This window comes from Vibrio sp. 10N.261.46.E11, assembly GCF_041472735.1.
GTDB lineage: Bacteria > Pseudomonadota > Gammaproteobacteria > Enterobacterales > Vibrionaceae > Vibrio.
This window is the reverse complement of record NZ_JBFRQW010000037.1, coordinates 1-21,535: the sequence shown is the minus strand read 5'-3', so window position 1 is coordinate 21,535 and position 21,535 is coordinate 1. Positions and strand designations below refer to the sequence as shown.

At 43.3% G+C, this 21,535-nt stretch carries 18 protein-coding genes; 7 read left to right on the top strand and 11 right to left on the bottom strand.

The features are described 5' to 3' along the window. Window positions 1-93: 93 nt before the first annotated feature. The gene (locus AB4407_RS12145; protein WP_372120725.1) at window positions 94-999 is read right to left on the bottom strand and encodes a hydrogen peroxide-inducible genes activator; all 906 of its coding nucleotides are present in this window, start codon (window positions 997-999) and stop codon (window positions 94-96) included. A gap of 209 nt (window positions 1,000-1,208) precedes the next feature. Here AB4407_RS12145 and AB4407_RS12140 point away from each other — a divergent pair, with 209 nt between their 5' ends. Next, the gene (locus AB4407_RS12140; RefSeq protein ID WP_048658845.1) at window positions 1,209-1,817 is read left to right on the top strand and encodes a peroxiredoxin C; all 609 of its coding nucleotides are present in this window, start codon (window positions 1,209-1,211) and stop codon (window positions 1,815-1,817) included. Window positions 1,818-2,134: 317 nt separating this feature from the next. Further along, a complete protein-coding gene (locus AB4407_RS12135) occupies window positions 2,135-2,878 on the top strand; it encodes a copper homeostasis protein CutC (protein WP_372120756.1) in 744 nt (247 codons plus the stop codon). Window positions 2,879-3,026: 148 nt separating this feature from the next. Here AB4407_RS12135 and AB4407_RS12130 read toward each other — a convergent pair whose 3' ends face one another. The 5 genes from AB4407_RS12130 to AB4407_RS12110 form a co-directional block, all read right to left on the bottom strand. Then, the gene (locus tag AB4407_RS12130; RefSeq protein ID WP_372120724.1) at window positions 3,027-3,722 is read right to left on the bottom strand and encodes a hypothetical protein; all 696 of its coding nucleotides are present in this window, start codon (window positions 3,720-3,722) and stop codon (window positions 3,027-3,029) included. A 499-nt stretch (window positions 3,723-4,221) separates the two neighbouring features. Further along, complete coding sequence (gene phoU / locus AB4407_RS12125; protein WP_009848270.1) at window positions 4,222-4,920, bottom strand: phosphate signaling complex protein PhoU; 699 nt, start codon at window positions 4,918-4,920, stop codon at window positions 4,222-4,224. A 75-nt stretch (window positions 4,921-4,995) separates the two neighbouring features. Further along, window positions 4,996-5,814, bottom strand: a complete 819-nt coding sequence (gene pstB, locus AB4407_RS12120) for a phosphate ABC transporter ATP-binding protein PstB (protein WP_004735071.1) — start codon at window positions 5,812-5,814, stop codon at window positions 4,996-4,998. Beyond that, on the bottom strand, window positions 5,815-7,524 hold the full coding sequence (pstA, locus tag AB4407_RS12115; RefSeq protein WP_372120755.1) for a phosphate ABC transporter permease PstA: 1,710 nt from the start codon (window positions 7,522-7,524) through the stop codon (window positions 5,815-5,817). A gap of 110 nt (window positions 7,525-7,634) precedes the next feature. Then, window positions 7,635-9,851, bottom strand: a complete 2,217-nt coding sequence (locus AB4407_RS12110; protein WP_372120723.1) for an ABC transporter permease subunit — start codon at window positions 9,849-9,851, stop codon at window positions 7,635-7,637. 199 nt (window positions 9,852-10,050) lie between these two features. On the opposite strand from AB4407_RS12110, the gene ppk1 reads away from it, so the two are divergent. Beyond that, window positions 10,051-12,147 carry a polyphosphate kinase 1 gene (gene ppk1 / locus AB4407_RS12105; RefSeq protein ID WP_372120722.1) on the top strand — a complete coding sequence of 699 codons (2,097 nt, stop codon included), beginning with the start codon at window positions 10,051-10,053 and terminating at the stop codon, window positions 12,145-12,147. Beyond that, complete coding sequence (gene ppx / locus AB4407_RS12100) at window positions 12,138-13,649, top strand: exopolyphosphatase (RefSeq protein WP_372120721.1); 1,512 nt, start codon at window positions 12,138-12,140, stop codon at window positions 13,647-13,649. The genes ppk1 and ppx overlap by 10 nt, the downstream gene beginning before the upstream one ends. A 64-nt stretch (window positions 13,650-13,713) precedes the next feature. Here the strand turns inward: ppx and AB4407_RS12095 are convergent, their stop codons facing one another. Genes AB4407_RS12095 through phoB form a run of 3 tightly spaced genes read right to left on the bottom strand, consistent with a single transcriptional unit; the run spans window position 13,714 to window position 16,709 of the window. Then, window positions 13,714-14,670 (bottom strand): PstS family phosphate ABC transporter substrate-binding protein, encoded by a 957-nt coding sequence (locus AB4407_RS12095; protein ID WP_372120754.1) that lies wholly within the window; start codon window positions 14,668-14,670, stop codon window positions 13,714-13,716. A 17-nt stretch (window positions 14,671-14,687) separates the two neighbouring features. Then, the gene (phoR, locus tag AB4407_RS12090; RefSeq protein ID WP_372120720.1) at window positions 14,688-15,986 is read right to left on the bottom strand and encodes a phosphate regulon sensor histidine kinase PhoR; all 1,299 of its coding nucleotides are present in this window, start codon (window positions 15,984-15,986) and stop codon (window positions 14,688-14,690) included. A 33-nt stretch (window positions 15,987-16,019) separates the two neighbouring features. Further along, the gene (gene phoB, locus AB4407_RS12085; protein ID WP_004735064.1) at window positions 16,020-16,709 is read right to left on the bottom strand and encodes a phosphate regulon transcriptional regulator PhoB; all 690 of its coding nucleotides are present in this window, start codon (window positions 16,707-16,709) and stop codon (window positions 16,020-16,022) included. A gap of 194 nt (window positions 16,710-16,903) precedes the next feature. Between phoB and rdgC the strand changes: the two genes are divergently transcribed. The 3 genes from rdgC to AB4407_RS12070 all read left to right on the top strand — a co-directional run bounded on the left by rdgC (window position 16,904) and on the right by AB4407_RS12070 (window position 19,717). Further along, complete coding sequence (gene rdgC, locus AB4407_RS12080; RefSeq protein ID WP_248641178.1) at window positions 16,904-17,818, top strand: recombination-associated protein RdgC; 915 nt, start codon at window positions 16,904-16,906, stop codon at window positions 17,816-17,818. Window positions 17,819-18,023: 205 nt separating this feature from the next. Further along, the gene (yegQ, locus tag AB4407_RS12075) at window positions 18,024-19,442 is read left to right on the top strand and encodes a tRNA 5-hydroxyuridine modification protein YegQ (RefSeq protein WP_372120719.1); all 1,419 of its coding nucleotides are present in this window, start codon (window positions 18,024-18,026) and stop codon (window positions 19,440-19,442) included. A 20-nt stretch (window positions 19,443-19,462) separates the two neighbouring features. Continuing rightward, a complete protein-coding gene (locus AB4407_RS12070) occupies window positions 19,463-19,717 on the top strand; it encodes a YfhL family 4Fe-4S dicluster ferredoxin (RefSeq protein WP_004735061.1) in 255 nt (84 codons plus the stop codon). A gap of 41 nt (window positions 19,718-19,758) precedes the next feature. On the opposite strand, the gene AB4407_RS12065 is transcribed toward AB4407_RS12070, so the two are convergent. Together AB4407_RS12065 and mepA are read right to left on the bottom strand one after the other, a co-directional pair. Then, on the bottom strand, window positions 19,759-20,067 hold the full coding sequence (locus tag AB4407_RS12065) for a hypothetical protein (protein ID WP_009848260.1): 309 nt from the start codon (window positions 20,065-20,067) through the stop codon (window positions 19,759-19,761). Between the two features lie 278 nt (window positions 20,068-20,345). After that, complete coding sequence (gene mepA / locus AB4407_RS12060) at window positions 20,346-21,185, bottom strand: penicillin-insensitive murein endopeptidase (protein WP_372120718.1); 840 nt, start codon at window positions 21,183-21,185, stop codon at window positions 20,346-20,348. Between the last annotated feature and the right edge of the window lie 350 nt (window positions 21,186-21,535).

Below are 21,535 nucleotides of genomic sequence, written 5' to 3'. Positions count from 1 at the left end.
AAACTTCTAGCGCCACTATTTGTGGCGTTTTTCTTATTAAGAAATAAACAAAAGAGTGGCTAAATAGCTGCTCTTTTTAGTTTTTTCGAGTTTTTAAAGCAATTCTGAGACCACTTCGGCTAACTGATGAAAGGTTTCAAGACGTGACGAGCTTGGTCGCCATACAAGGCCTATGTCTCGGTATGCCTGTTGGCCTGGCGGGTCGATCACCACTAGATTCTGATTTTGCAACAAACCATGGTCGATAGCCATCTGAGGAATAAAGGTAGTACCTAAGCCATTTGCCACCATTTGTACCAACGTATGTAGGCTTGTGGCGGTGAACGGGTTTATCTTCTCTTTGTCGGTTAGCTTACAAGCTGATACCGCGTGCTCGGTTAAGCAGTGCTCGTTTTCCAACAAGAATACAGATTCGTCTGGCAGGTCATCATATTTAATCGGAACACGAATACCATCAGCTTGATTACGGCTGATCACCATTCTGAAAGGGTCTTGCCCGACAACTTTACTCTCCATGTTGTCTATATCGACAGGCAGAGCCAGAATCAACACATCTAACTCACCATGGCGCAACGCAGCCAAAAGGTTAGTTGTCGTGTCTTCCCGTAATAACAAGTTCAACTGTGGAAAACGTTGGTTCGCTTCTTGTACCAAATCACACAGAAGGAATGGCGCAATGGTAGGGATACATCCGACTCTTAGCTGCCCTTGCATCGCATCACCATTGCATAGATTTCCGAGCTCAACCAAGTCTTGCCCTTTCGCCAATAACTCTCGACCATGCTTAACCACCAGCTCACCCGCTTGAGTGAAAACCAATGGGCTCTTTTTATCTTTCTTCTCATAGAGAGGACAACCAATGAGTTCTTCCAGGTTTTGAATGCCTTTACTTAGTGTCGATTGACTCACGAAGCAGCGATCCGCAGCGTCGCTAAAGTGCCGAGTTTCGTGAAGAGTAACAAGATAGTGAAGTTGCTTAAGACTTGGCCATTTATTCATGAAATTACTTTGTAATATGAGTAGGATAACTTAAGTGAAGGTCATTTGACCTAAGGAACGGACAAAGAATAAGCTTATCGCTTTTTTCGATTAACTTAATCTATTTAATTCGCTTTTTTCTATAGTACCGATTGTACTATAGTTTGTCCCGTAGAAACGGAGCCCAAACAAAGATGTGTTGGGCCAACTAATTTTTTAGGAGATTCCAAATGGTACTAGTAGGTCGTCAAGCCCCTGACTTTACTGCAGCAGCTGTTCTAGGTAACGGTGAGATCGTTGATAACTTCAACTTCGCAGAATTCACTAAAGGTAAGAAAGCGGTAGTTTTCTTCTACCCACTAGACTTCACTTTCGTTTGTCCTTCAGAGCTAATCGCTTTCGACAACCGTCTAGAAGATTTCCAAGCTAAAGGCGTTGAAGTAATCGGTGTTTCTATCGATTCTCAATTCTCTCACAACGCATGGCGTAACACTGCTATCGCTGATGGCGGTATCGGTCAAGTTAAATACCCTCTAGTTGCTGACGTGAAGCACGAGATCTGTAAAGCATACGATGTTGAGCACCCAGAAGCAGGCGTTGCTTTCCGTGGTTCTTTCCTAATCGATGCTGACGGCCTTGTACGTCACCAAGTAGTTAACGATCTTCCACTAGGTCGTAACATCGACGAAATGCTACGCATGGTAGACGCACTAAACTTCCACGAGAAGAACGGTGAAGTTTGTCCTGCACAGTGGGAAGAAGGTAAATCAGGTATGGACGCATCTCCACAAGGTGTTGCTGCATTCCTATCTGAGCACGCTGACGACCTAAGCAAGTAATTACCTCTTAAGCCCGAACTCAACGCGGGTTAATGGTTGGAAGACTCTCGATAAAGAGAAATAAAGCATAAGCTAATAGCGCAAAGCGCACCGCCAATCAGTTAAGAAGTAAAGTCCTATTAAAAGCCCGAAGTTAACGCTTCGGGCTTTTTTCATATCTATCCGACGACAATTCTCTACCTAAACCGTCTCTGAAACATTTAATAGAGGCAGTTACAAGAACAAACTTTACCCCTATTTTCCTCTGCTACCATCTATTCATATCCTTATCTAGATTGTTATGATTTCATCCGTATCTTTTTGAACGGATAAACATGATGAACACCGAAATTGAAGTCTGTATCGATAACATAGAATCTCTACATAATGCGCTATCTGGTGGCGCGAATCGAATTGAGCTTTGCTCTTCATTAGCACTTGGCGGGTTAACTCCAAGCTTCGGAATGATGAAGCAAGCGGCAAAAATTTCGTCCGTACCAGTTTATGCCATGATACGACCGAGACAAGGCGACTTCATTTTCGATTATGACGATATACTCTGTATGCTGGACGATATTGAAGCTTGTGCGAGTGCAGGGTTAAATGGTGTCGTTCTAGGTGTACTCACACCAGGCGGCGAGATTGATATGCCTGCTATGCAAACCCTCGCAACCAAGGCTCATCAACTCAAACTAGGCATCACCTTCCACCGAGCAATCGACCAACTTCAGGATTACCGAGTCGCATTAGAGCAGATTATTGAGCTTGGTTGTGAGCGTGTCTTGACGTCTGGGCTAGCGAGTAACGCAGAGCAAGGGAAAGATGTTATCCAAGACATGGTCACACGAACTCAAGGTCGATTAGATATCATGGCTGGGGCAGGCGTAACCGCTAATAATGGTTACGAAATCCTAAAACATACCAAGGTTCAGGCTCTTCACCTATCAGCAAAGTCGACAAGGCCAAGTCTAATGACACAAGCATCCCAGGCTCAGATGGGACACGGCGGCGTGGATGATTACTTAATCCCAGTCACGAGTAGTCAAAAGATTAAAGAACTGAGAACAGCCCTAGATAAGTAGATAGACTCCCTGAGCCAACTAAACACTGATATTACGCCTCTAGTAAAAATCAGAAGCTCTGTAAATTCAGTATTTAAAGTCCACGGTGGGTTACAACCCACCGCTTTCTCTGAATAAGTTCCGTTCATTCAAAATGATAGATTGAACTTTACTCTTCTGGACGCCAGCTCAGTGCGCTCGCGATAGTACCGATAACTAGTGTGTCTTTTTCAGCGTCACTAAGTTCAGGTAACATCTGTAGCGTTATCATTCCATTTGTCTGTGCAGCCGCGACTTCTTTAGAAGCCTTTTTAAAGCTATATCCTAGTGGTTTCTCCACCGACATTAAAAGGTCTTTACTTGAATGAACAGTTTCTACGTCGTATTTATTCGACCCGACTCGGATGTAGCCAGCTTCTTTCTTTTCCAAGCTAACGCTGATCATCCCAGATTGAGGCTCTAAAACGAACTCTCCTACCTTCTCATTCTTTTGAGATACAGAACAGCGGTAAGGTTTATTGCCACCAAAATCAACCCCCATATAGTTCACAGAAGTGCCACCGCCAGAACAAACTAAGCTCCATACCTGATTATTATCGTTTCTTGTAATCTCAGCAGCTAGCTCACCTTCTTTAAATGAGACCGTCTCAAACCAGGTTGAACCTGATGAATTTCGACTGTATTTACCTTGATACATCCCAGCAAGATCAAACGTTCCTTCTTGCCCTAATCCCCAAAAATCACCATCGGTTTTAACAATGAGTTCAGGCTGCTGATTAACCGCATCTGATTTGTCCATGATAGCAACGCTACCACATGCAGTTAACGTTAAAAGAGGAGTCAAAACCAAAAGAAACTTCTTCATACTGATATCTACCTAGTAAATGAGTGTAAGTGATAAATTCAGCAATAGGATAAATCAAAAGACCTATAGAAATATAGCGATCTCCCGTCGCGCACTTAAAACTTAAAGGCTCCTTGTTCATGTAATTCAAAAAAATCATTACAGAACATAAGGTTAGTTAACGTGTAGTAATCAAGCTAATTTTGTAAGATTACGTAAGACTGACCGCTAAGATCTTTAAGAATAACGATAGATATTAAGCGTACATTATCACTAAAATTATTAGTGTAAATTAACAAATTCTGCCAACTCCCAATTAATATTCACCGTTATCCAGTTATTTATCGGGGTTCGCACATGCTTTAGCCTAGGAGGTGTCAGCGTTTACCAAGCCACATCAATGCTTGGACTACGTGCTGGTGTTGATATGAATATCTTTGATCACAATAAAACCTTTGTGCCTTACGACACAACGGTCAATTTCAATCTTGGTGCCATTATTAGCTTTTAAAGTTAATACCTACTTCAGTGCGTCATCTAGACTTTGATCACCAAGGTGGCGTACATCTTTGCCCTTAACAAAGTAGATAATGTATTCACAGATATTTTGGCAACGATCGCCCACTCGCTCAATCGCACGCGCTGACCACATCACTTGTAGGATGTTGGGGATGTTCTTAGGATCTTCCATCATGTAAGTCATCAACTGACGAATCACGGCTTCGTATTCCGCATCCAACTTGTCATCTAGCTTATGCACTTCTGCCGCCGCATCGACATCCATTCGCGCAAACGCATCCAATACCTGATGCAGCATAGTGATAGCTTGTCGACACAATGGCTCTAACGATACGTGAAACTTTTGCTCTTTCGTTGAAGGGATCTCAATCGCACCCTGTGCGATTTTAGAAGCCACATCGCCAATACGTTCTAGATCAGTAATGGTTTTGATGATCGCCATAATCAAACGCAGATCTTTGGCCGTCGGCTGACGCTTCGCGATAATACGAGTACATGCTTCATCGATTGAAACTTCCATCGCATTCACTTTATGGTCGTCACGAATTACTTTTTTGGCCAATTCAACATCGTCTTTATGAAGCGCTTGCATCGCAAAGGACAACTGCTGCTCTACCAATCCACCCATGGTTAATACGTGGGTACGGATAGATTCTAATTCGACATTAAACTGTCCTGAGATGTGGCGACCAAAATGCATGTCAGCTCCTTAAAAGAAATGAATAAAGTCATTTATTTAAGAGTGACTTAGCTCTAGATGGCGCGAACTTAAACGTTAGCCATACCTACCTGTAATGTAGTCTTCCGTTTGATTTTTCAATGGCGAAGTAAATATAGAATCAGTATCTGAGTACTCGATCAACTTACCCATATGGATAAAAGCGGTATGGTCACTCACACGCGCGGCTTGCTGCATGTTATGAGTAACAATAACAACGGTGTATTGGGTCTTCAGTTCGTTGATCAACTCTTCAATCGTCAATGTCGAAATCGGATCGAGTGCCGATGTCGGTTCATCCAACAAGAGCACTTCAGGCTCTATAGCGACGGCACGAGCGATGACTAAGCGCTGCTGTTGACCACCAGATAAACCAAAGGCATTTTCATGCAGTCGGTCTTTCACTTCATCCCATAACGCGGCTGCACGCAGAGAGCGCTCGACGGCATCATCCAGATCTCGGCTATTGCTAACGCCTTGTAGCCTCAAACCATAAACCACATTCTCATAGATAGATTTAGGGAAAGGGTTTGGACGTTGAAACACCATGCCAACTCGGCGTCGTAAGGTTGCGACATCTACCTTTGGGTGATAGACGTTCTTACCATGAAGCTTCACTTTCCCGGAAACCTTACAGCCTTCAACAAGATCGTTCATGCGATTAATGCAGCGCAGTAGAGTCGACTTACCACACCCTGATGGACCGATAAAAGCCGTCACCTGCCCCTTCGGGATCTGCATTGAAATATCATCAAGTGCTTGGCTCTCTTTATAATAAAGATTCAGCCCTTCAATCGAGATAGCAATTTGCTCATCCTTTAGGTTATGAACATCAAGTGGTGCTTGGTAACCCAAGGTTTCATTAATCGAGAACATTTAATCTTGTCCTAAGGTTCTGTATTTTTCACGCAAGTTATTACGGATATTGATGGCTGTTAAATTCAGTCCAACGATAACCGTAACCAATAAAAATGAAGTCGCATACACTAAAGGGCGCGCCGCTTCGATATTAGAGGTTTGAAACCCAACATCATAGATATGAAAACCTAAATGCATGAACTTTCTGTCTAAATGCAGGTATGGAAACTGACCATCCACGGGCAAGCTTGATGCGAGTTTCACCACACCCACCAGCATTAATGGGGCAACCTCCCCCGCAGCTCTCGCGATTGCCAAAATCAAACCGGTGATAATCGCAGGACTTGCCATCGGTAAAACAATGCGCCAAAGCGTCTCGAATTGAGTAGCACCAAGCGCTAATGAACCGTGCCTCACGGAGCTAGGGATGCGCGTTAAGCCCTCTTCCGTTGTTACAATAACAACGGGTAATGTTAATACCGCTAAGGTCAGTGCGGACCATAAAAGGCCCGGCGTACCAAATGTCGGAGCGGGTAACCGTTCTGCGTAAAACAAAGAATCGATTGAGCCACCAATGGTATACACAAAGAATCCTAAGCCGAATACACCATACACAATCGACGGTACACCCGCTAAGTTAATTACGGCAATACGAATCAAACGTGTTAATGCGTTGTTTTTTGCGTATTCATGAAGATATATCGCAGCAACCACACCAAGAGGCATCACTACAATCGACATAAGAATAACCAACAGTACCGTGCCAAAAATCGCAGGAAACACACCGCCTTCAGAGTTTGAGTCTCGTGGGTTCTCCGACAAGAACTTCCAAACTTGTTTGCCCCAATGTCCAACCTTTTCAAGATAAGACATATTATTCGGGTACCAATAATCCAAAATATGACTGAGCGAAATTTCAACCTGCTCTCCTGTCATATCTTCTACCAACAAGCTTTCGACATTGAGCTGTGTTCTAAGATGCTCAAGCTTTACTTCTGCTTCAGCTAACTGACTATTTAATTCCAGTTTAGTTTGAGTATAGGTTTTAAGGTATTCATCGCTCACTGACTCATTGAGTTCAAGCTTACGTTTTTCTAAACGCAAATTTTCCAATTGCCAGCTGATATTGCGGATTTCTTGGTTCACAACACGCGACGTCTCTTTACGTAACGTATCAGCGAACGCCAAGCCTTGCTCGAGCTTTTGGTCTATGTTCGAATCAAAGGTGCCGGAAGTGGTTTTAAAACCCACAGGTTTACCAAAGAAATAACCACCTCGACTTCGTTCAATCACAACCCAATCAAGCGGCGTTGTTGGTTCACGTAAATTGACATCCAAAATGGAAACAAAGTCCGCTGGATAAATTTCCCTGTTGGCAACTTTGATACTTAAGCGCTGAATTAGCCCAGTCGACAGGTTTTGAGCCGACAAGAGGTCGTGTACTTGTGGGACTTGCTCTATCGGGATGTATTTTCGTTCATATAACTGGCCAATCAATACATCTTGCTTTACTACCGTTTCGTCGAGGCCGACAACTAACGATGCATCTTTAGAATCCACTTGCCATTGGTACAGAGGAGCAGGCCAAAAATAAGTCAAGCCCTTCCAGCCAATCAACAGCATTAGGCCAAGAACCGAAAGCATACTGATGCTCACCGCCCCGCCCGTAAGCCAGATCCACGGAGAGCCTGATTTAATCCAAGACAATAATGACTTCAGTTTATTCATCATGAACGACCTTGCTCTGACGTGCTGAATCCAAGAAAGAGCCAAGTTCGTGAGATACGCTAATCAAACAGCGAACAGCCATTGAGACACATTGAGGTAGATCTTTAAAACTACAGCGCACGATATTTATCTCTCAGTCTTTGTCTAACCCACTCTGCGACAGAGTTCACCGCGAACGTAAAAATAAACAGTAAAAGTGCTGCTAAGAACAACAATCGGAAGTGAGAACCACCCACCTCGGACTCTGGTAACTCAACAGCAATTGTTGCCGATAATGTCCTCATCCCTTCCAAAATATTCCAGTCAAGAATAGGGGTGTTACCTGTCGCCATCAAGACAATCATAGTCTCGCCAACCGCTCGTCCTAGCCCCATCATGATTGCAGAAAAGATACCTGGGCTAGCCGTCAATAACACCACATAAATAAGGGTCTGCCACGCCGTCGCTCCCAAAGCTAGTGAGCCATCGGATAAATGTTTTGGCACAGAGAAAATAGCATCTTCTGCAATCGTGAAAATTGTCGGGATGACAGCAAAGCCCATAGCGAAGCCAACCACCAGCGCATTACGTTGGTCAAAGTCGATGCCATAGTTAGCCAAGAAGGTACGAATATCACCACCAAACAACAAGGCTTCCATACCATTTTCACCAGCAAAGACTGCCATCACAGTAATCACCAATACCGGGATCAATATCAGAGCATGCCAACCATTAGTAAAACGGCTCGTCACCATTTTTGGCAAACAGAACCAAACAAGCCCAGTCAGTAGCGTGCTCAGTGGTAATAGCACCATTAACGAGAAGACGGCCGTTAAATGCGTTTCAACAATGGGAGCAAACCAAAGCCCAGCCAAGAATCCGATAATAACGGTCGGAAGAGCTTCCATCAGTTCTATCGACGGCTTCACCACTCTTCGCATTCGTGGAGACATGAAGTATGCGGTGTAAATGGCTCCGAGCACAGCAACCGGCACGGCAAACATCATCGCAAACAAAGCGGCCTTAATGGTACCGAATGTGATAGGGACTAAACTGAATTTTTCTTCAAAGTCATCGTTCGCCGACGTTGATTGCCAAACGTATTGTGGCTCAGGATAGCTTTCGTACCAGACTTTTTGCCAAAGCGATGAGAATGATATTTGCGGATATTCGTTATCAACTTTAGCCACGCTGATGGTGCCATCAATCAGCGTCGCCAAATGCAGTTCGTTAGCAGACATAGCCGCTAATTGTGGTGACTTATCAAATGCGCGCTCAAACAGCGACAGCTTTTCACTGGTCGTATAGTGGCTTTGTAATGTGCCATTCTGATAGAAACTATAAAAACCCTTTCTATAAGTATCTGGCAGAATAAACTGAACCTCTTCGGCGAGTTGGAAGTCGCGAATATGGGTCAGGCTACGCTTTTCATCTTTGAGTACATCGAACCACTGAGAAACCTGTCCGTCCTCATGCGTAACCAACAGTGAATAAGCTCCAGACAGTAAATCGATACTTTTCACCGAGTGCTTCGCATCATTTAAGCTAAGATCAATCACTTCACGAACATTGAAGCCGCTATCGGATAACTTCAATACAACTAAATCCGATTGTGCTCGAAGATATAAAGTTTGGCCATCAGGAGTGACTAGCAATTGTTGCTGCAATCCCAGTTTATCTGATAGCCATTGGCTCTTCTGAAAAACATACTGCCCCGTAATATCACTTTGGTACCATTTCACTAACACTCGTTGATCACTTAACTGAGCGACAACCGTAATACCACGTCCACTCTTAGAGAACGCGAACTTTTCGATTGTCGCCCCGCTTGACAATTCATCGTTTAAAAATGGTTCAGGGAGATCAACTAGCTCAATTTTAGGTTCGGCTTCACTGCCTTTTTTCAGCACTGGCGCACTATACTCAGGATAGAAAAAAGTAAGGTTGCTTGCGCTATCGGCAAAGGCAAACCAGTTTTCAGATGGGGTATTTCGAGAAAAAGCGATGGGGTTAGCTAAAACATTACGCTCAAAGTAAGAGTGTGCATTTTGAGACTCTAAATCCCAAAACTGAACCAAACCGGATTTTTCGATAGTAAAAGCATGCTGACCGTATTCATCCACGGATAAGGCGATAGGCTTTTCTATAGCTACTGTCTTCACGGCTTGGCCTGTCTCTAAACCAGTATCAGAAAATACCGGTAAAATGACCATCGCCAAGTAAACAAAGATCAACACCAGAGCAGCTAGAACACTGACCGCGCCACATGTCACCGAAAAACGGACGAGACGATCTTTCAACCATCTTTTTTTGTCGCGTTCTTTCAATGAAAATTGGGCTGAAGCCATCTGTTTATCTACCTTTTTTTAGCTACTGACATAATATGTACGTTAGATGACAATTATATTACAAGTTACGTTAAACAACTGAAACTAATAACAAGTTTGTTGACCATATTTCTTAAAGTAAGATCATAGATTTTGTGAATTTTGTCATTCTAAATTAAAGTAATCATCTCTATAGATAGCACTCAGGATTATCACCTCGATGGAAAAAGACTATGTCACAAAAGAACTTAGCTGGTTATCCTTCAATGAAAGAGTGCTCCAAGAAGCGGCCGACAAATCAGTACCCTTAATCGAAAGAGTTCGTTTTTTAGGTATTTACTCGAAAAACCTCGATGAGTTTTATAAAGTCCGATTTGCTGATGTGAAACGAAAGATCTTACTTCAAGATCCTCAATTACCTGCCAACTCGCAGAAAACCCTGCTAACTCAAATGCAGAGCCAAGCAAGTAAGCTCGATGCTCAATTCCATGAGCTGTATAGCGACTTACTATTGGAACTGGCACGCAATCGTATTTTTCTGGTCAACGAACAACAAATCAGCGAAGAACAGAGTGAGTGGATCAAAAAGTACTTTAAGAAAAAAGTGCTTCCATATTTAACTCCGTTTCTCTTGAACGAAGATAGCCAGTTGCTCAATATTATCAAAGACGAGCAAAGTTACTTAGCCATCGACATTGAGCGAGAGACATCTTCTCAATATGTCTTACTCGAAATCCCATCAGAAGCCCTCCCTCGGTTTGTTAAGTTACCAGACACTTCTGGTTCACAGCGTACAACTTTGATCTTGTTAGATAATATAGTTCGATTTTGTTTAGATGACTTGCTTAAAGGATTCTTTGAGTATGACTCATTACGTTGTTTTGCGATAAAAATGACGCGTGATGCCGATTATGATCTTCAAGAGAACAATGAAAGTAACCTATTAGAATCGATGTCTTTAGGTTTAGAACAGCGCTTAACGGCACTACCGATACGCCTTATCTATGAGTCAGAAATGCCAGCTGAAATGCTCAATTTCTTGCAAGTCAGACTTAAGCTGTCTGACTATGACAGTGTCATTGCGGGGGGGCGCTATCATAACTTCAAGCATTTCTGCGAATTCCCAAGCCTTAATCGGCGTGATTTAGTTAATCGCCCACTTCCCGCGATTAAGTGTGCGCATTTCAGCCACTACCCAAACTATTTCGAAGCGATCAAAGCTCGTGACATCTTGTTGCATTACCCTTATCACACCTTTAATCACATTACTGAACTCGTGAGACAGGCCTCTTTTGACCCCAAGGTAACCTCCATAAAAATAAACGTTTACCGTGTCGCAGAAGGCTCAAAGCTCCTCAGTTCGGTCATTGATGCTGCACACAATGGAAAAAAGGTCACCGTGGTTATCGAGCTGCAAGCTCGCTTTGATGAACAAGCCAATATTCAATGGACTAAGAAACTTCAAGAAGCCGGTATAAAAGTCATCCATGGTATCCCGAGTTTAAAAATCCACTCCAAACTACTGCTCATTAAACGGAAAGAAGGCAAGCATACGGCGCATTACGCTCATATTGGCACCGGTAACTTTCATGAAGTAACAGCGCGCGTGTATACCGATTTTTCTCTGCTCACTGCGAATAAAGATTTGACCCAAGAGGTGAGACAAGTCTTTAAGTATATTGAAAACCCTTATCAAAAATCACAGTTCAAACAACTGATTGTGTCACCAAAGAATACAAGAAAACGTCTGTATCAATTGATAGATAATGAAATACAAAACGCGATAGAGAACAAGCCTGCAAGCATCACTCTAAAACTCAACAATTTAGTCGACCGAGAGATCATTGAGAAGCTCTATCAGGCCAGCCAAGCCAATGTAAAAGTGAGAATGGTCATTCGTGGTATGTGCTCTCTCGTACCAGGAATCCCCAACATCAGTGAGCAGATTGAGGTTGTTAGTGTGGTCGATCGCTTTCTCGAGCACCCAAGAGTGATGATCTTTGGTAACGCTGGTAACCCAAAAGTCTATATCTCCTCTGCCGACTGGATGACACGAAACTTCGATCATAGGATCGAAGTTGCAGCCCCAATTTTAGATCTAAAGATCAAGCAAACCATTATCGATATCACTGAGTTTCATTTCGATGACAGCAACAAAGCCCGAGTGCTAGAGCAATCGATGAGCAACCCTTACATACAAGCTCCAACAAACCCACTCGATTACCCGACGTCACAACTCTCCACTTACCACTATATTAAACGTATGGAGAAACTTGCTCGCAAGAAGTACAAACAAGAGAAGAAATCATGCCGCTAATTGATAACAAACATTCTCGATGTATTGCCGCTATCGACTTGGGTTCGAACAGCTTTCATATGGTGGTTGCCCGAGTATTCGAACAACACCTGCAATTAGTCAGCAGACACAAACAGAAAGTGAGATTAGGTGATGGGTTGGACGAACGTAACTTCCTATCCGAAAGCGCTATCGAGCTAGGCTTAGAATGCCTTAAAGTGTTCGCAGATCGACTAGCGGATTTTGAACTTGATGATGTCAGAGTTGTTGCGACTCATACTCTAAGAAAAGCCAAAAACGCTAAAGACTTCTTAGAGCTAGCCAAACCACTGTTTCCTTTTCCAATAGAGATCATTTCCGGTCAAGAAGAAGCTCGAATCATCTATAACGGTGTAGAACACACTCAAACCGCTTCTGAATCTAAATTGGTTATTGATATCGGAGGAGGGAGTACGGAACTCGTCGCTGGGCAAGGCTTTACTCCCCTAATTATGCGCAGTTTACCTATGGGATGCGTCAGCTTCACTCAACGTTTCTTTGCTGACGGAGAGCTAACCTCACAACACTTCTCAGATGCTTATACCGCAGCTACTCGCCAATTGATGCCATTGATTGAAGAATACACAAAGGCCCCTTGGGAAATCGCCTTTGGCTCATCTGGGAGCGCTAAATCCATAAAAGAGGTACTCATTGGCTTAGGATTCACCGATGGTCTCATTACGCCGCAACGTCTGTCCTATTTGAAAAATCACTTATGTGAGTTTTCATCATCCAAAACCTTAGACCTTTCAGGTTTAAGTGATGAGAGAAAGCCAGTGTTTGCTGCTGGCGTCACCATTCTTTCAGCAGCGATGGATACGCTAGACATAAAAGAGCTACATTTTTCTGATAGCGCCCTGAGAGAAGGCGTTCTTTATGACATGGAGGATAGATTTAAAGATATTGATGTTCGAACAAGAACCGCCGAAACTCTCGTCTCTCGATACCATGTTGATGTAGCTCATGGCCAGAAAGTCAAACAACTCGCCCTTGCATTACTGAAACAAGTGCAGCCTCAAGTAACGACTATGGTCACTAATGAACTGTATGATCTAGTTGGTTGGGCTGCACTACTTCATGAGGTAGGGCAAAGCATCGCATTCCAAGGCTATCACCGCCATTCGGCTTATCTGCTTAAGCACACGACAATGCCCGGTTTCAATACTGAGCAACAACGTCTTATCTCGACATTGGTTCGCTATCAAAGAAAAGCGATTAAGCGACAAGACTTGCCGGAACTGTCTCTATTTTCTCCACAACAAATAACGCTACTAATTCGCATATTAAGACTCGCTATCTTACTCAATCGTCAGAGAAATCAAGCACTAGTCCCAGACACGACTCTAACGATTGAACAACAGGATAACTGGGGATTGAAAGGATCTAACAGCGATTGGTTGGCCCAAAACCAACTGCTTGAATATGAACTCAAAGAAGAACAACAACGTTGGCAAAATGCTGGATGGTCGTTAAAGGTAGAATAACGAATAGTCAAAATAAAAACAGCCTGCGACTTAGCAAGCTGTTTCTACATATTTTGTATCTGGATCATAGCCCGACTTTTGCCAACTCTTGCTCCGCGAACTCAGGCGGTATCGCTAAATAGCCATCTTTCTCTACCAGTTCTTGCCCTTGCTTCGAGAATACAAAAGTGAGGAACTCTCTCTCTACAGGAGAAAGCGGTTTATCTGGGTGTTTATTCACATATACATAGAGAAAGCGCGATAGAGGGTAATCTCCGCTTAAAATATTCGCTCGAGTAGGCTCTACGTAATCAGAACCATGCTCAGCAATAGGAATTAACTTAACACCAGCCACTCGATAACCAATACCCGAATAGCCAATACCGCTGATTGATGAAGCGACAGACTGTACAACCGATGCAGAACCTGGCTGCTCATTGACTCGGTTCTTAAAGTCCCCACCGCATAGTGCATTTTGTTTGAAGTAGCCGTAAGTTCCCGAAACAGAATTACGACCAAACAGCTGGAATCGATGTTTTGCCCAAGGCTGATCGACATCTAAATCTTGCCAATCGTTTAACGGCTTCGTCGCACCGCAGCGCAATGTCTCTGAAAATATACCGTCAATCTGGCGAAAGTTGAGCCCGTCGATAGGGTTATCTCGATGCACAAAAATACCAATCGCATCGATAGCAACTCTAAGCGCTGTCGGTTTATAACCATGTTCCCTTTCAAATGCCTCTACTTCTCGCAAGCGCATCGGGCGACTCATTGGACCTAAATGCGCTGTGCCCTCGCTAAGAGCGGGAGGCGCAGTCGCAGAACCAGAAGCTTGAACTTGAGCGTTAACGTTCGGGTAGTAAGACTTAAACTCTTCCACCCATAACGTCGTCATTCCCGCTAAAGTATCCGAACCGACAGACAACAAGCTGCCAGAAATACCCGGAACCTTAGAATAATCAGGAAGAGAATCGACACCTTGTTCGGCATGAACAGGGGTAACCAAAGCTAATGCTAATAATGAACCGATGGGGAAACGCATCCTGCGTATTAAAGAACTCATGACACTGTCAATCGGCTAGGCAGCGTGAAATGGAATCGGCTACCAACACCTACTTCGCTTTGAATTTCTAAATGTGAATCATGGTGACTAAGCGCATGTTTAACAATCGCTAATCCTAGACCACTACCGCCCGTGTCTCGTGAACGCGCTTTATCAACTCGATAGAAACGCTCGGTAAGTCGATGCAAGTGTTGTGGTTCGATGCCGTCTCCAGTGTCTGACACATCCAAACACGCACCTTGACTAGTCTGATACCAACGCACCTTAACCGTCGCGCCCGGTGGTGTGTATTTCACTGCGTTATAAACCAAATTCGATATCGCACTTCTCAATTGGTCTTCATCAGCCAATACGCGTAAACTCTTATCAATATCAAACTCAAGCTTGTGTTCGCGGTCACCACTCAAGCTCGCGGCTTCTTTCTCAAGAACCTCAAGCATAGCGGGAACGTTGACCACTTCATCAAGCTCATGCATTGGCGCAGCTTCAATTTTAGAAAGCGTGAGTAGTTGATTGACCAGACTGTTCATGCGATTCAATTGCTCGGTCATCACACCATGAGCTTTAGGCCACATAGGCCCAACGACCATGTCTGGGTCTTCCGTCATTTCAAGGTAGCCCTGAAGTACGGTCATTGGAGTACGTAGCTCGTGAGAAACGTTAGCAAAGAAGTTACGACGCATACCTTCTAGCTGCTTTAGCTGAGTAACATCACGTACTACCATTAAGTGTTCACCCTCGGTATACGGCACAATACGCAACTCAAGCATACGCTCCACATTCAGTGGCGAAGGCATCTCTAATGGCTCAGAGAAATCTTGCTTATTGAGATACTTGATAAAATCCGGAGTTCGGATCAAATTCGAGATCGGTTGACCTGAATCGTCTGGCCAGCGGAAACCCAGTAAATACTGAGCAAGCTTGTTACACCAAACAATATTGCCTTCACCGCGAAATACCACAACGGCATCGGGAAGCGACTCTGCACCGTTACGGAAACGGCGAATAAGATTGGTCAATTCTTTACGCTTGCGACGCTGTCTCTGCTGCATACGATAAATACCGTTGAACAGAGATTCCCAATTCCCAGAACCTGATGGTGGCGTTAGACGCTTCTCATCCCACAACCATGCCGACAAACGCATTTGGTTGTGTAGATGCCAGCCGAGCTGCAATACCGTAGCAGCCAGCAGTAACCAAGGTAGGTAACCGAATATCCATCCGACTAAAACCCATGGTGCGTAAAAAAAAGCCAGCTCCCAAGCCAGCTTTTTCCAGGTTAACTTTTCAACCATTCAGGACTCCGTAAACTGGGCAGCGAAGCCACATTAAGCCTTTGTAGAAAAACGGTAGCCCGCGCCGCGAACCGTTTGGATTAGCTTATCGTGACCTGCAGATTCAAGCGCTTTACGTAGGCGTCGAATATGTACATCAACGGTGCGGTCTTCAACGTAAACGTTGGTACCCCAAACGTTGTTAAGCAACTGCTCTCGGCTGTATACACGCTCTTGATGCGTCATAAAGAAGTGCAGCATTTTGAATTCTGTTGGTCCCATATCTACTGGACCTTCACTCGCGGTAACACGGTGTGATACAGGGTCTAGTTTAAGACCTTGAACATCAATCACATCTTCCAATGCGGTTGGGGTTACTCGACGAATAACCGCTTTCAGGCGAGCTACTAACTCTTTTGGCGAAAATGGTTTGGTAATGTAGTCGTCAGCACCAACTTCTAAACCGCGAACCTTATCTTCCTCTTCACCACGAGCCGTCAGCATCACCACTGGGATGTTGCGAGTTAACTCTTCACGCTTCATGTGCTTGATAAAGTTTATCCCGCTACCACCAGGTAGCATCCAATCTAGTAATACTAGATCTGGGAAAGGTTCACATAGCTTGTTTACCGCTGTATCGTAATCTTCAGCCTCTACTGCTTGGTAGCCTTTTTGTTCAAGTACAAAACACAGCATCTCACGAATAGGTGCTTCATCTTCAACGACCAGAATCCTTCTCGACATAATTGAATAGCCTTTGTATTTAATCAACGCATTGCATTATCTGAGTTAATTATGACACTTTTGTGACCTTTGAAAACAAATTTTCATATAACTGTCTCAAACGTTTCACTTTACAACTTTTGATACAGAGCTAAGGACAAATCGAATTAGATCTCATATCATGAAGCACTTCTAAAAAGGTATGAGAAAAATTTATGTGGTTTAAAAATTGCCTAGTCTATCGCTTCAACCGTGATATTGATTTCAACGCAGATCAGCTAGAGAAACAACTTGAAGAATTCCGCTTTACTCCTTGTGGTAGCCAAGACAAACAGAAGTTTGGTTGGGTACATGCAATGGGTAGACACGGCGATATGATGACGCACGTATCAGAAAACCGCATTCTAATTTGTGCAAAGAAAGAAGAGAAAATGCTACCGGCTTCTGTGATCAAAGAATCGCTGAACGCAAAAGTAGAAACGCTTGAAGCTGAATCTGGCACGCCTCTTAAAAAGAAAGAGAAAGACAGCCTAAAAGAAGACATCATTATTGATTTGCTTCCTCGTGCATTCAGCCGCAGTAACTTTACTTATGCGCTGATCATGCCAAAAGAAGGTTTCATTGTGGTTGATGCTAGCAGCTACAAAAAAGCAGAAGACGTACTAGCATTACTACGTAAAACAATGGGTAGCTTGCCAGTAGTGCCTGCTATTCCAGAGCAAGCAATTGAAACAACTCTGACAGAGTGGGTGAAATCAGGTGATACACCTAAAGGTATCACTATGCTCGATGAAGCAGAGCTTAAATCAATCCAAGAAGATGGCGGTATTGTTCGAGTTAAGAAACAAGAATTAGAAGCTGATGAGATTAAAAACCACATCGAAGCCAATAAAGTTGTGACAAAACTTCTGATCAACTGGCAAGATCGCATTGAGTTCATTCTTGCTGAAGATGGCAGTATCAAGCGCCTGAAATTCAGTGATGAACTAAAAGATGAGAACGACGACATTCCTCGTGAAGATCAAGCAGCGCGCTTTGATGCAGATTTCTCACTGCTATGTGGTGAATTCAGTGTTTTCCTACCAAACTTATTTGAATCATTAGGCGGGTTAACTCAACCTAACGCTTAATTGTTCCGATTTGAAGCTCAGGTGTCGCGATACCTGAGCTTATTTTCTTCCCTGCTCCCCTTTATCAAGACCTACCAACTCGCTTCTTAATACCATTGTTATCTTTAGGGCTATCAACCAAACTCGTTTTAGCGTAAAATTTGCGCCCCTTTGATATCACTTGGTGGTATCAACCTGACTTGAGATCAGATTAGAGAACGAAGCAATGACTACACAAAAACCATTTGTACCTGAACTATTATCACCGGCAGGAAGCCTTAAAAACATGCGTTACGCATTCGCCTACGGCGCAGATGCAGTTTACGCTGGCCAGCCACGTTACAGCCTTCGCGTTCGTAACAACGAGTTCAATCACGAAAACCTACAAATTGGTATCGATGAAGCTCATGCTCAAGGCAAAAAGTTATATGTTGTATGTAACATTCAGCCGCACAACTCTAAATTAAAAACATTTATTCGCGACCTTAAACCTGTTGTCGATATGGGCCCAGACGCTCTTATCATGTCAGATCCTGGTCTTATCATGATGGTTCGTGAAGCATTCCCGGAGATGCCAATCCACCTTTCTGTTCAAGCAAACGCAGTAAACTGGGCGACCGTTAAGTTCTGGTCAACTCAAGGCGTTGAGCGTGTGATTCTATCTCGTGAGCTTTCTCTTGAAGAGATCGAAGAGATTCGCGAACACTGCCCTGAAACAGAGCTAGAGATCTTTGTTCACGGTGCACTTTGCATGGCGTATTCTGGTCGTTGCCTACTTTCTGGCTACATGAACAAACGCGATCCAAACCAAGGAACTTGTACTAACGCTTGTCGTTGGGAATACAAGACAGAAGCTGCGAAAGAAGACGAAAACGGTCAGATCGTTGAAGCTAACCCTACCGGCGTTGCTATTCAAGAAGTAGAAACTCAGGGTATTGAAGTTCAAAACGAACGTCCAGATAACACACTAGGCCTTGGCAAACCAACTGATGAAGTCGTTTTACTTTCAGAGTCACACAAACCTGAAGAGAAAATGGCAGCGTTTGAAGATGAGCATGGTACCTACATCATGAACTCTAAAGATCTTCGCGCAATCCAACACGTTGAGCGCCTAACGAAGATGGGTGTTCATTCATTGAAGATTGAAGGCCGTACTAAGTCTTTCTACTACTGTGCACGTACAGCACAGGTTTACCGTAAAGCTATCGATGATGCTGTTGCAGGTAAGCCATTTGATGAGAGCCTAATGGGTACGCTAGAGAGCCTAGCTCACCGAGGCTACACTGAAGGCTTCCTACGTCGTCACACTCACGATTCATACCAAAACTACGAATACGGTTACTCTATCTCTGATACTCAACAGTTTGTTGGTGAATTCACAGGTAAACGCCGTGGCGACCTAGCTGAAGTAGAAGTGAAAAACAAATTCCTAGTTGGTGACAGCCTAGAAATGATGACACCGAAAGGTAACATTGTTTTCAAACTAAAAGTTATGGAAAACCGTAAATCTGAAGCAGTAGACGATGCGAAAGGTAACGGACACTTTGTGTTTATTCCTGTACCTACTGATCTTGATCTAGAATTTGGTTTGTTAATGCGTAACTTGAGCGCAGGCCAAGATACACGTAACGCATCAGGTAAATAACGGTTACTTGGGAAAGATAAATGGCTCTACTAATAACTGACAAGTGCATAAACTGCGATATGTGTGACCCAGAATGCCCAAATGGTGCAATCACTATGGGTGACAGTATCTTCGAAATCGATCCTGATTTATGTACTGAGTGTAAAGGTCACTATGAGAAGCCAACATGTCAGTCAGTATGTCCGATTACAAAATGTATCATTACTGACCCGAACCATATTGAAACTGACGACGAATTATTAGAAAAGTTTGTCATCATTCAAGGCTTGACCTAAAAGATAAAAGGTTCAACTTAATCATCAAGTTGAACCTTTTTTTAACCCGACTTTTCAATGGGATATATGTTACAGAACATCTCTTTCTCAAATTGATATTCGAGTCGCTCTCGCCAGTTTATTGATTGAGCTATCGGAACAAGATAGAAGTTTTCTCTACTGGTATCAGTCACAAATGCCATTCCATACTGCATTAATTCATAGTGAACATCATTTACGAAGCTAGGGTCTAAACGTTGTCTGCCTGTTAGCTGATTGATATCAGCTCTTGAAATAGAAATACCCGAGCTTTCAGCGTTGAACCTATGTCTTAACCATTCGGAAAATTCCTTTGCACAAATCATAGTCATAGTCTTATCCTTGAATTATCTATCGACGGGCATCAGACTCTGATTTCGCATACTGCGTATAAGCCGCATCTTTCACCCCAAAAAACTCTCAATCCCTGACCAAACCTTGTCAAATTCGTCATCGTCGCCTTTGCTGATATCGTTATTGGTTTTATTGATATCAAACGATGTTCTTAATCTCGTGTTTATAAACTCTAGACAAAAGTGTGATATTTCTCCAGTTTTAGAGTCGAGAAAACCAGTGGCATTACCACTGCAAAAATTCTCGATGAACAGGATTACTTATTTGATATCAAGGCCAAACATTGACTTGGCATCACTTTAACTCTCTTTTTTTTCTTACTTTTAGCGACTTTTTTAGGTGGAGGAACGGGAATGGTCTTTGGAGCCCAACTTGCAAGTTCATCTCCACAACCATCACCTTTAGGAGGGCTTGCTTGAGCTATACAGTTTGAGCTGCCTTTAGGGCATTTTAAACGAACATGAAAATGAGAATGATGTCCCCACCAAGGCCTAATTTTACCTAACCAAGCTCTCCCATTGGCATCAGAGTTTTCTTGTTCACAAAGGGTGTGCTTAATAACTGGGTGAACAAAAATACGCACCACTTTTTCATCTTTGGCTGCATAGCGAATCACTTGAAAATGATCATCGGTCCAATTCGATTCACGCAATTTGTAGTTAGTGATATCGACAACGCTCAATGGCTTAGGTACGGCAAGTTCATTCTCTGAAAGTTTTTTATCAGTGAGCCTTAACCATATATCAATATCCAAACCAGTCTGGTGACTTGAATGACCCGAAGAAAAACGCCCTCCACGAGGCAGAGAAATATCACCCACCAATAGATTTGTGTTGAGTTGTTTGCTTGTAGTTAAACCTAGCCTTTCAATAAACTGAATTGACTCTGTGTGGCCATAATAGCGCTCTCTCTGAGGGCGGATCACCTGATAACCTTGCCCATTAATTGGCAAAGCTTGCGCCCCGTCAAGACAACCATTAGCGTAACTACCTATGGATGAGGTTGAATTTATTGTTGGGCTTTTCTCTTTTTCCCACGAGGTTGCAGATACAACAAACGAACAAAAGATAAGAGCCAATGTACAAAATAACCTCATAACAATTCCAAATAAATGATCACTGTTTCTATACTAGTCGTCATTAGGGAATAGGTGTATGTCGAGAGTGATATTTTGGGGATAGCTTGAGAGCTAGAGATATTTATGTGAAAAAGCCTCACTGTTCCAAGCGAGTCTTCTCAATCTGTGACGATATTGTAGTAGTCGAAGGCAAAAACTCACAGCCCTGAAACGACGAAAGCCTAGTCGTCAGACTAGGCTTTCTAATAAATGGCGGAACGGCTGGGGTTGCAGGCACCGGGACTCGTTGGTCGCAAACCAAAACACTAGACACGAAAAAGCCCTAACATTTCTGTTAGGGCTTTGTCTTATAAGTGGCGGAGTGGACG

Excerpts from the sequence above, each read along its gene's own strand:
- yegQ (WP_372120719.1), top strand. The coding sequence starts at position 18,024 with ATGACTACACAAAAACCATTTGTACCTGAACTATTATCACCGGCAGGA.
- AB4407_RS12140 (WP_048658845.1), top strand. The coding sequence starts at position 1,209 with ATGGTACTAGTAGGTCGTCAAGCCCCTGACTTTACTGCAGCAGCTGTT.
- phoB (WP_004735064.1), bottom strand. The coding sequence starts at position 16,709 with ATGTCGAGAAGGATTCTGGTCGTTGAAGATGAAGCACCTATTCGTGAG.
- AB4407_RS12110 (WP_372120723.1), bottom strand. The coding sequence starts at position 9,851 with ATGGCTTCAGCCCAATTTTCATTGAAAGAACGCGACAAAAAAAGATGG.
- rdgC (WP_248641178.1), top strand. The coding sequence starts at position 16,904 with ATGTGGTTTAAAAATTGCCTAGTCTATCGCTTCAACCGTGATATTGAT.
- AB4407_RS12095 (WP_372120754.1), bottom strand. The coding sequence starts at position 14,670 with ATGCGTTTCCCCATCGGTTCATTATTAGCATTAGCTTTGGTTACCCCT.
- AB4407_RS12145 (WP_372120725.1), bottom strand. The coding sequence starts at position 999 with ATGAATAAATGGCCAAGTCTTAAGCAACTTCACTATCTTGTTACTCTT.
- pstA (WP_372120755.1), bottom strand. The coding sequence starts at position 7,524 with ATGAATAAACTGAAGTCATTATTGTCTTGGATTAAATCAGGCTCTCCG.
- AB4407_RS12135 (WP_372120756.1), top strand. The coding sequence starts at position 2,135 with ATGAACACCGAAATTGAAGTCTGTATCGATAACATAGAATCTCTACAT.
- phoU (WP_009848270.1), bottom strand. The coding sequence starts at position 4,920 with ATGCATTTTGGTCGCCACATCTCAGGACAGTTTAATGTCGAATTAGAA.
- phoR (WP_372120720.1), bottom strand. The coding sequence starts at position 15,986 with ATGGTTGAAAAGTTAACCTGGAAAAAGCTGGCTTGGGAGCTGGCTTTT.
- pstB (WP_004735071.1), bottom strand. The coding sequence starts at position 5,814 with ATGTTCTCGATTAATGAAACCTTGGGTTACCAAGCACCACTTGATGTT.
- ppk1 (WP_372120722.1), top strand. The coding sequence starts at position 10,051 with ATGGAAAAAGACTATGTCACAAAAGAACTTAGCTGGTTATCCTTCAAT.
- AB4407_RS12070 (WP_004735061.1), top strand. The coding sequence starts at position 19,463 with ATGGCTCTACTAATAACTGACAAGTGCATAAACTGCGATATGTGTGAC.
- AB4407_RS12065 (WP_009848260.1), bottom strand. The coding sequence starts at position 20,067 with ATGACTATGATTTGTGCAAAGGAATTTTCCGAATGGTTAAGACATAGG.
- mepA (WP_372120718.1), bottom strand. The coding sequence starts at position 21,185 with ATGAGGTTATTTTGTACATTGGCTCTTATCTTTTGTTCGTTTGTTGTA.
- AB4407_RS12130 (WP_372120724.1), bottom strand. The coding sequence starts at position 3,722 with ATGAAGAAGTTTCTTTTGGTTTTGACTCCTCTTTTAACGTTAACTGCA.
- ppx (WP_372120721.1), top strand. The coding sequence starts at position 12,138 with ATGCCGCTAATTGATAACAAACATTCTCGATGTATTGCCGCTATCGAC.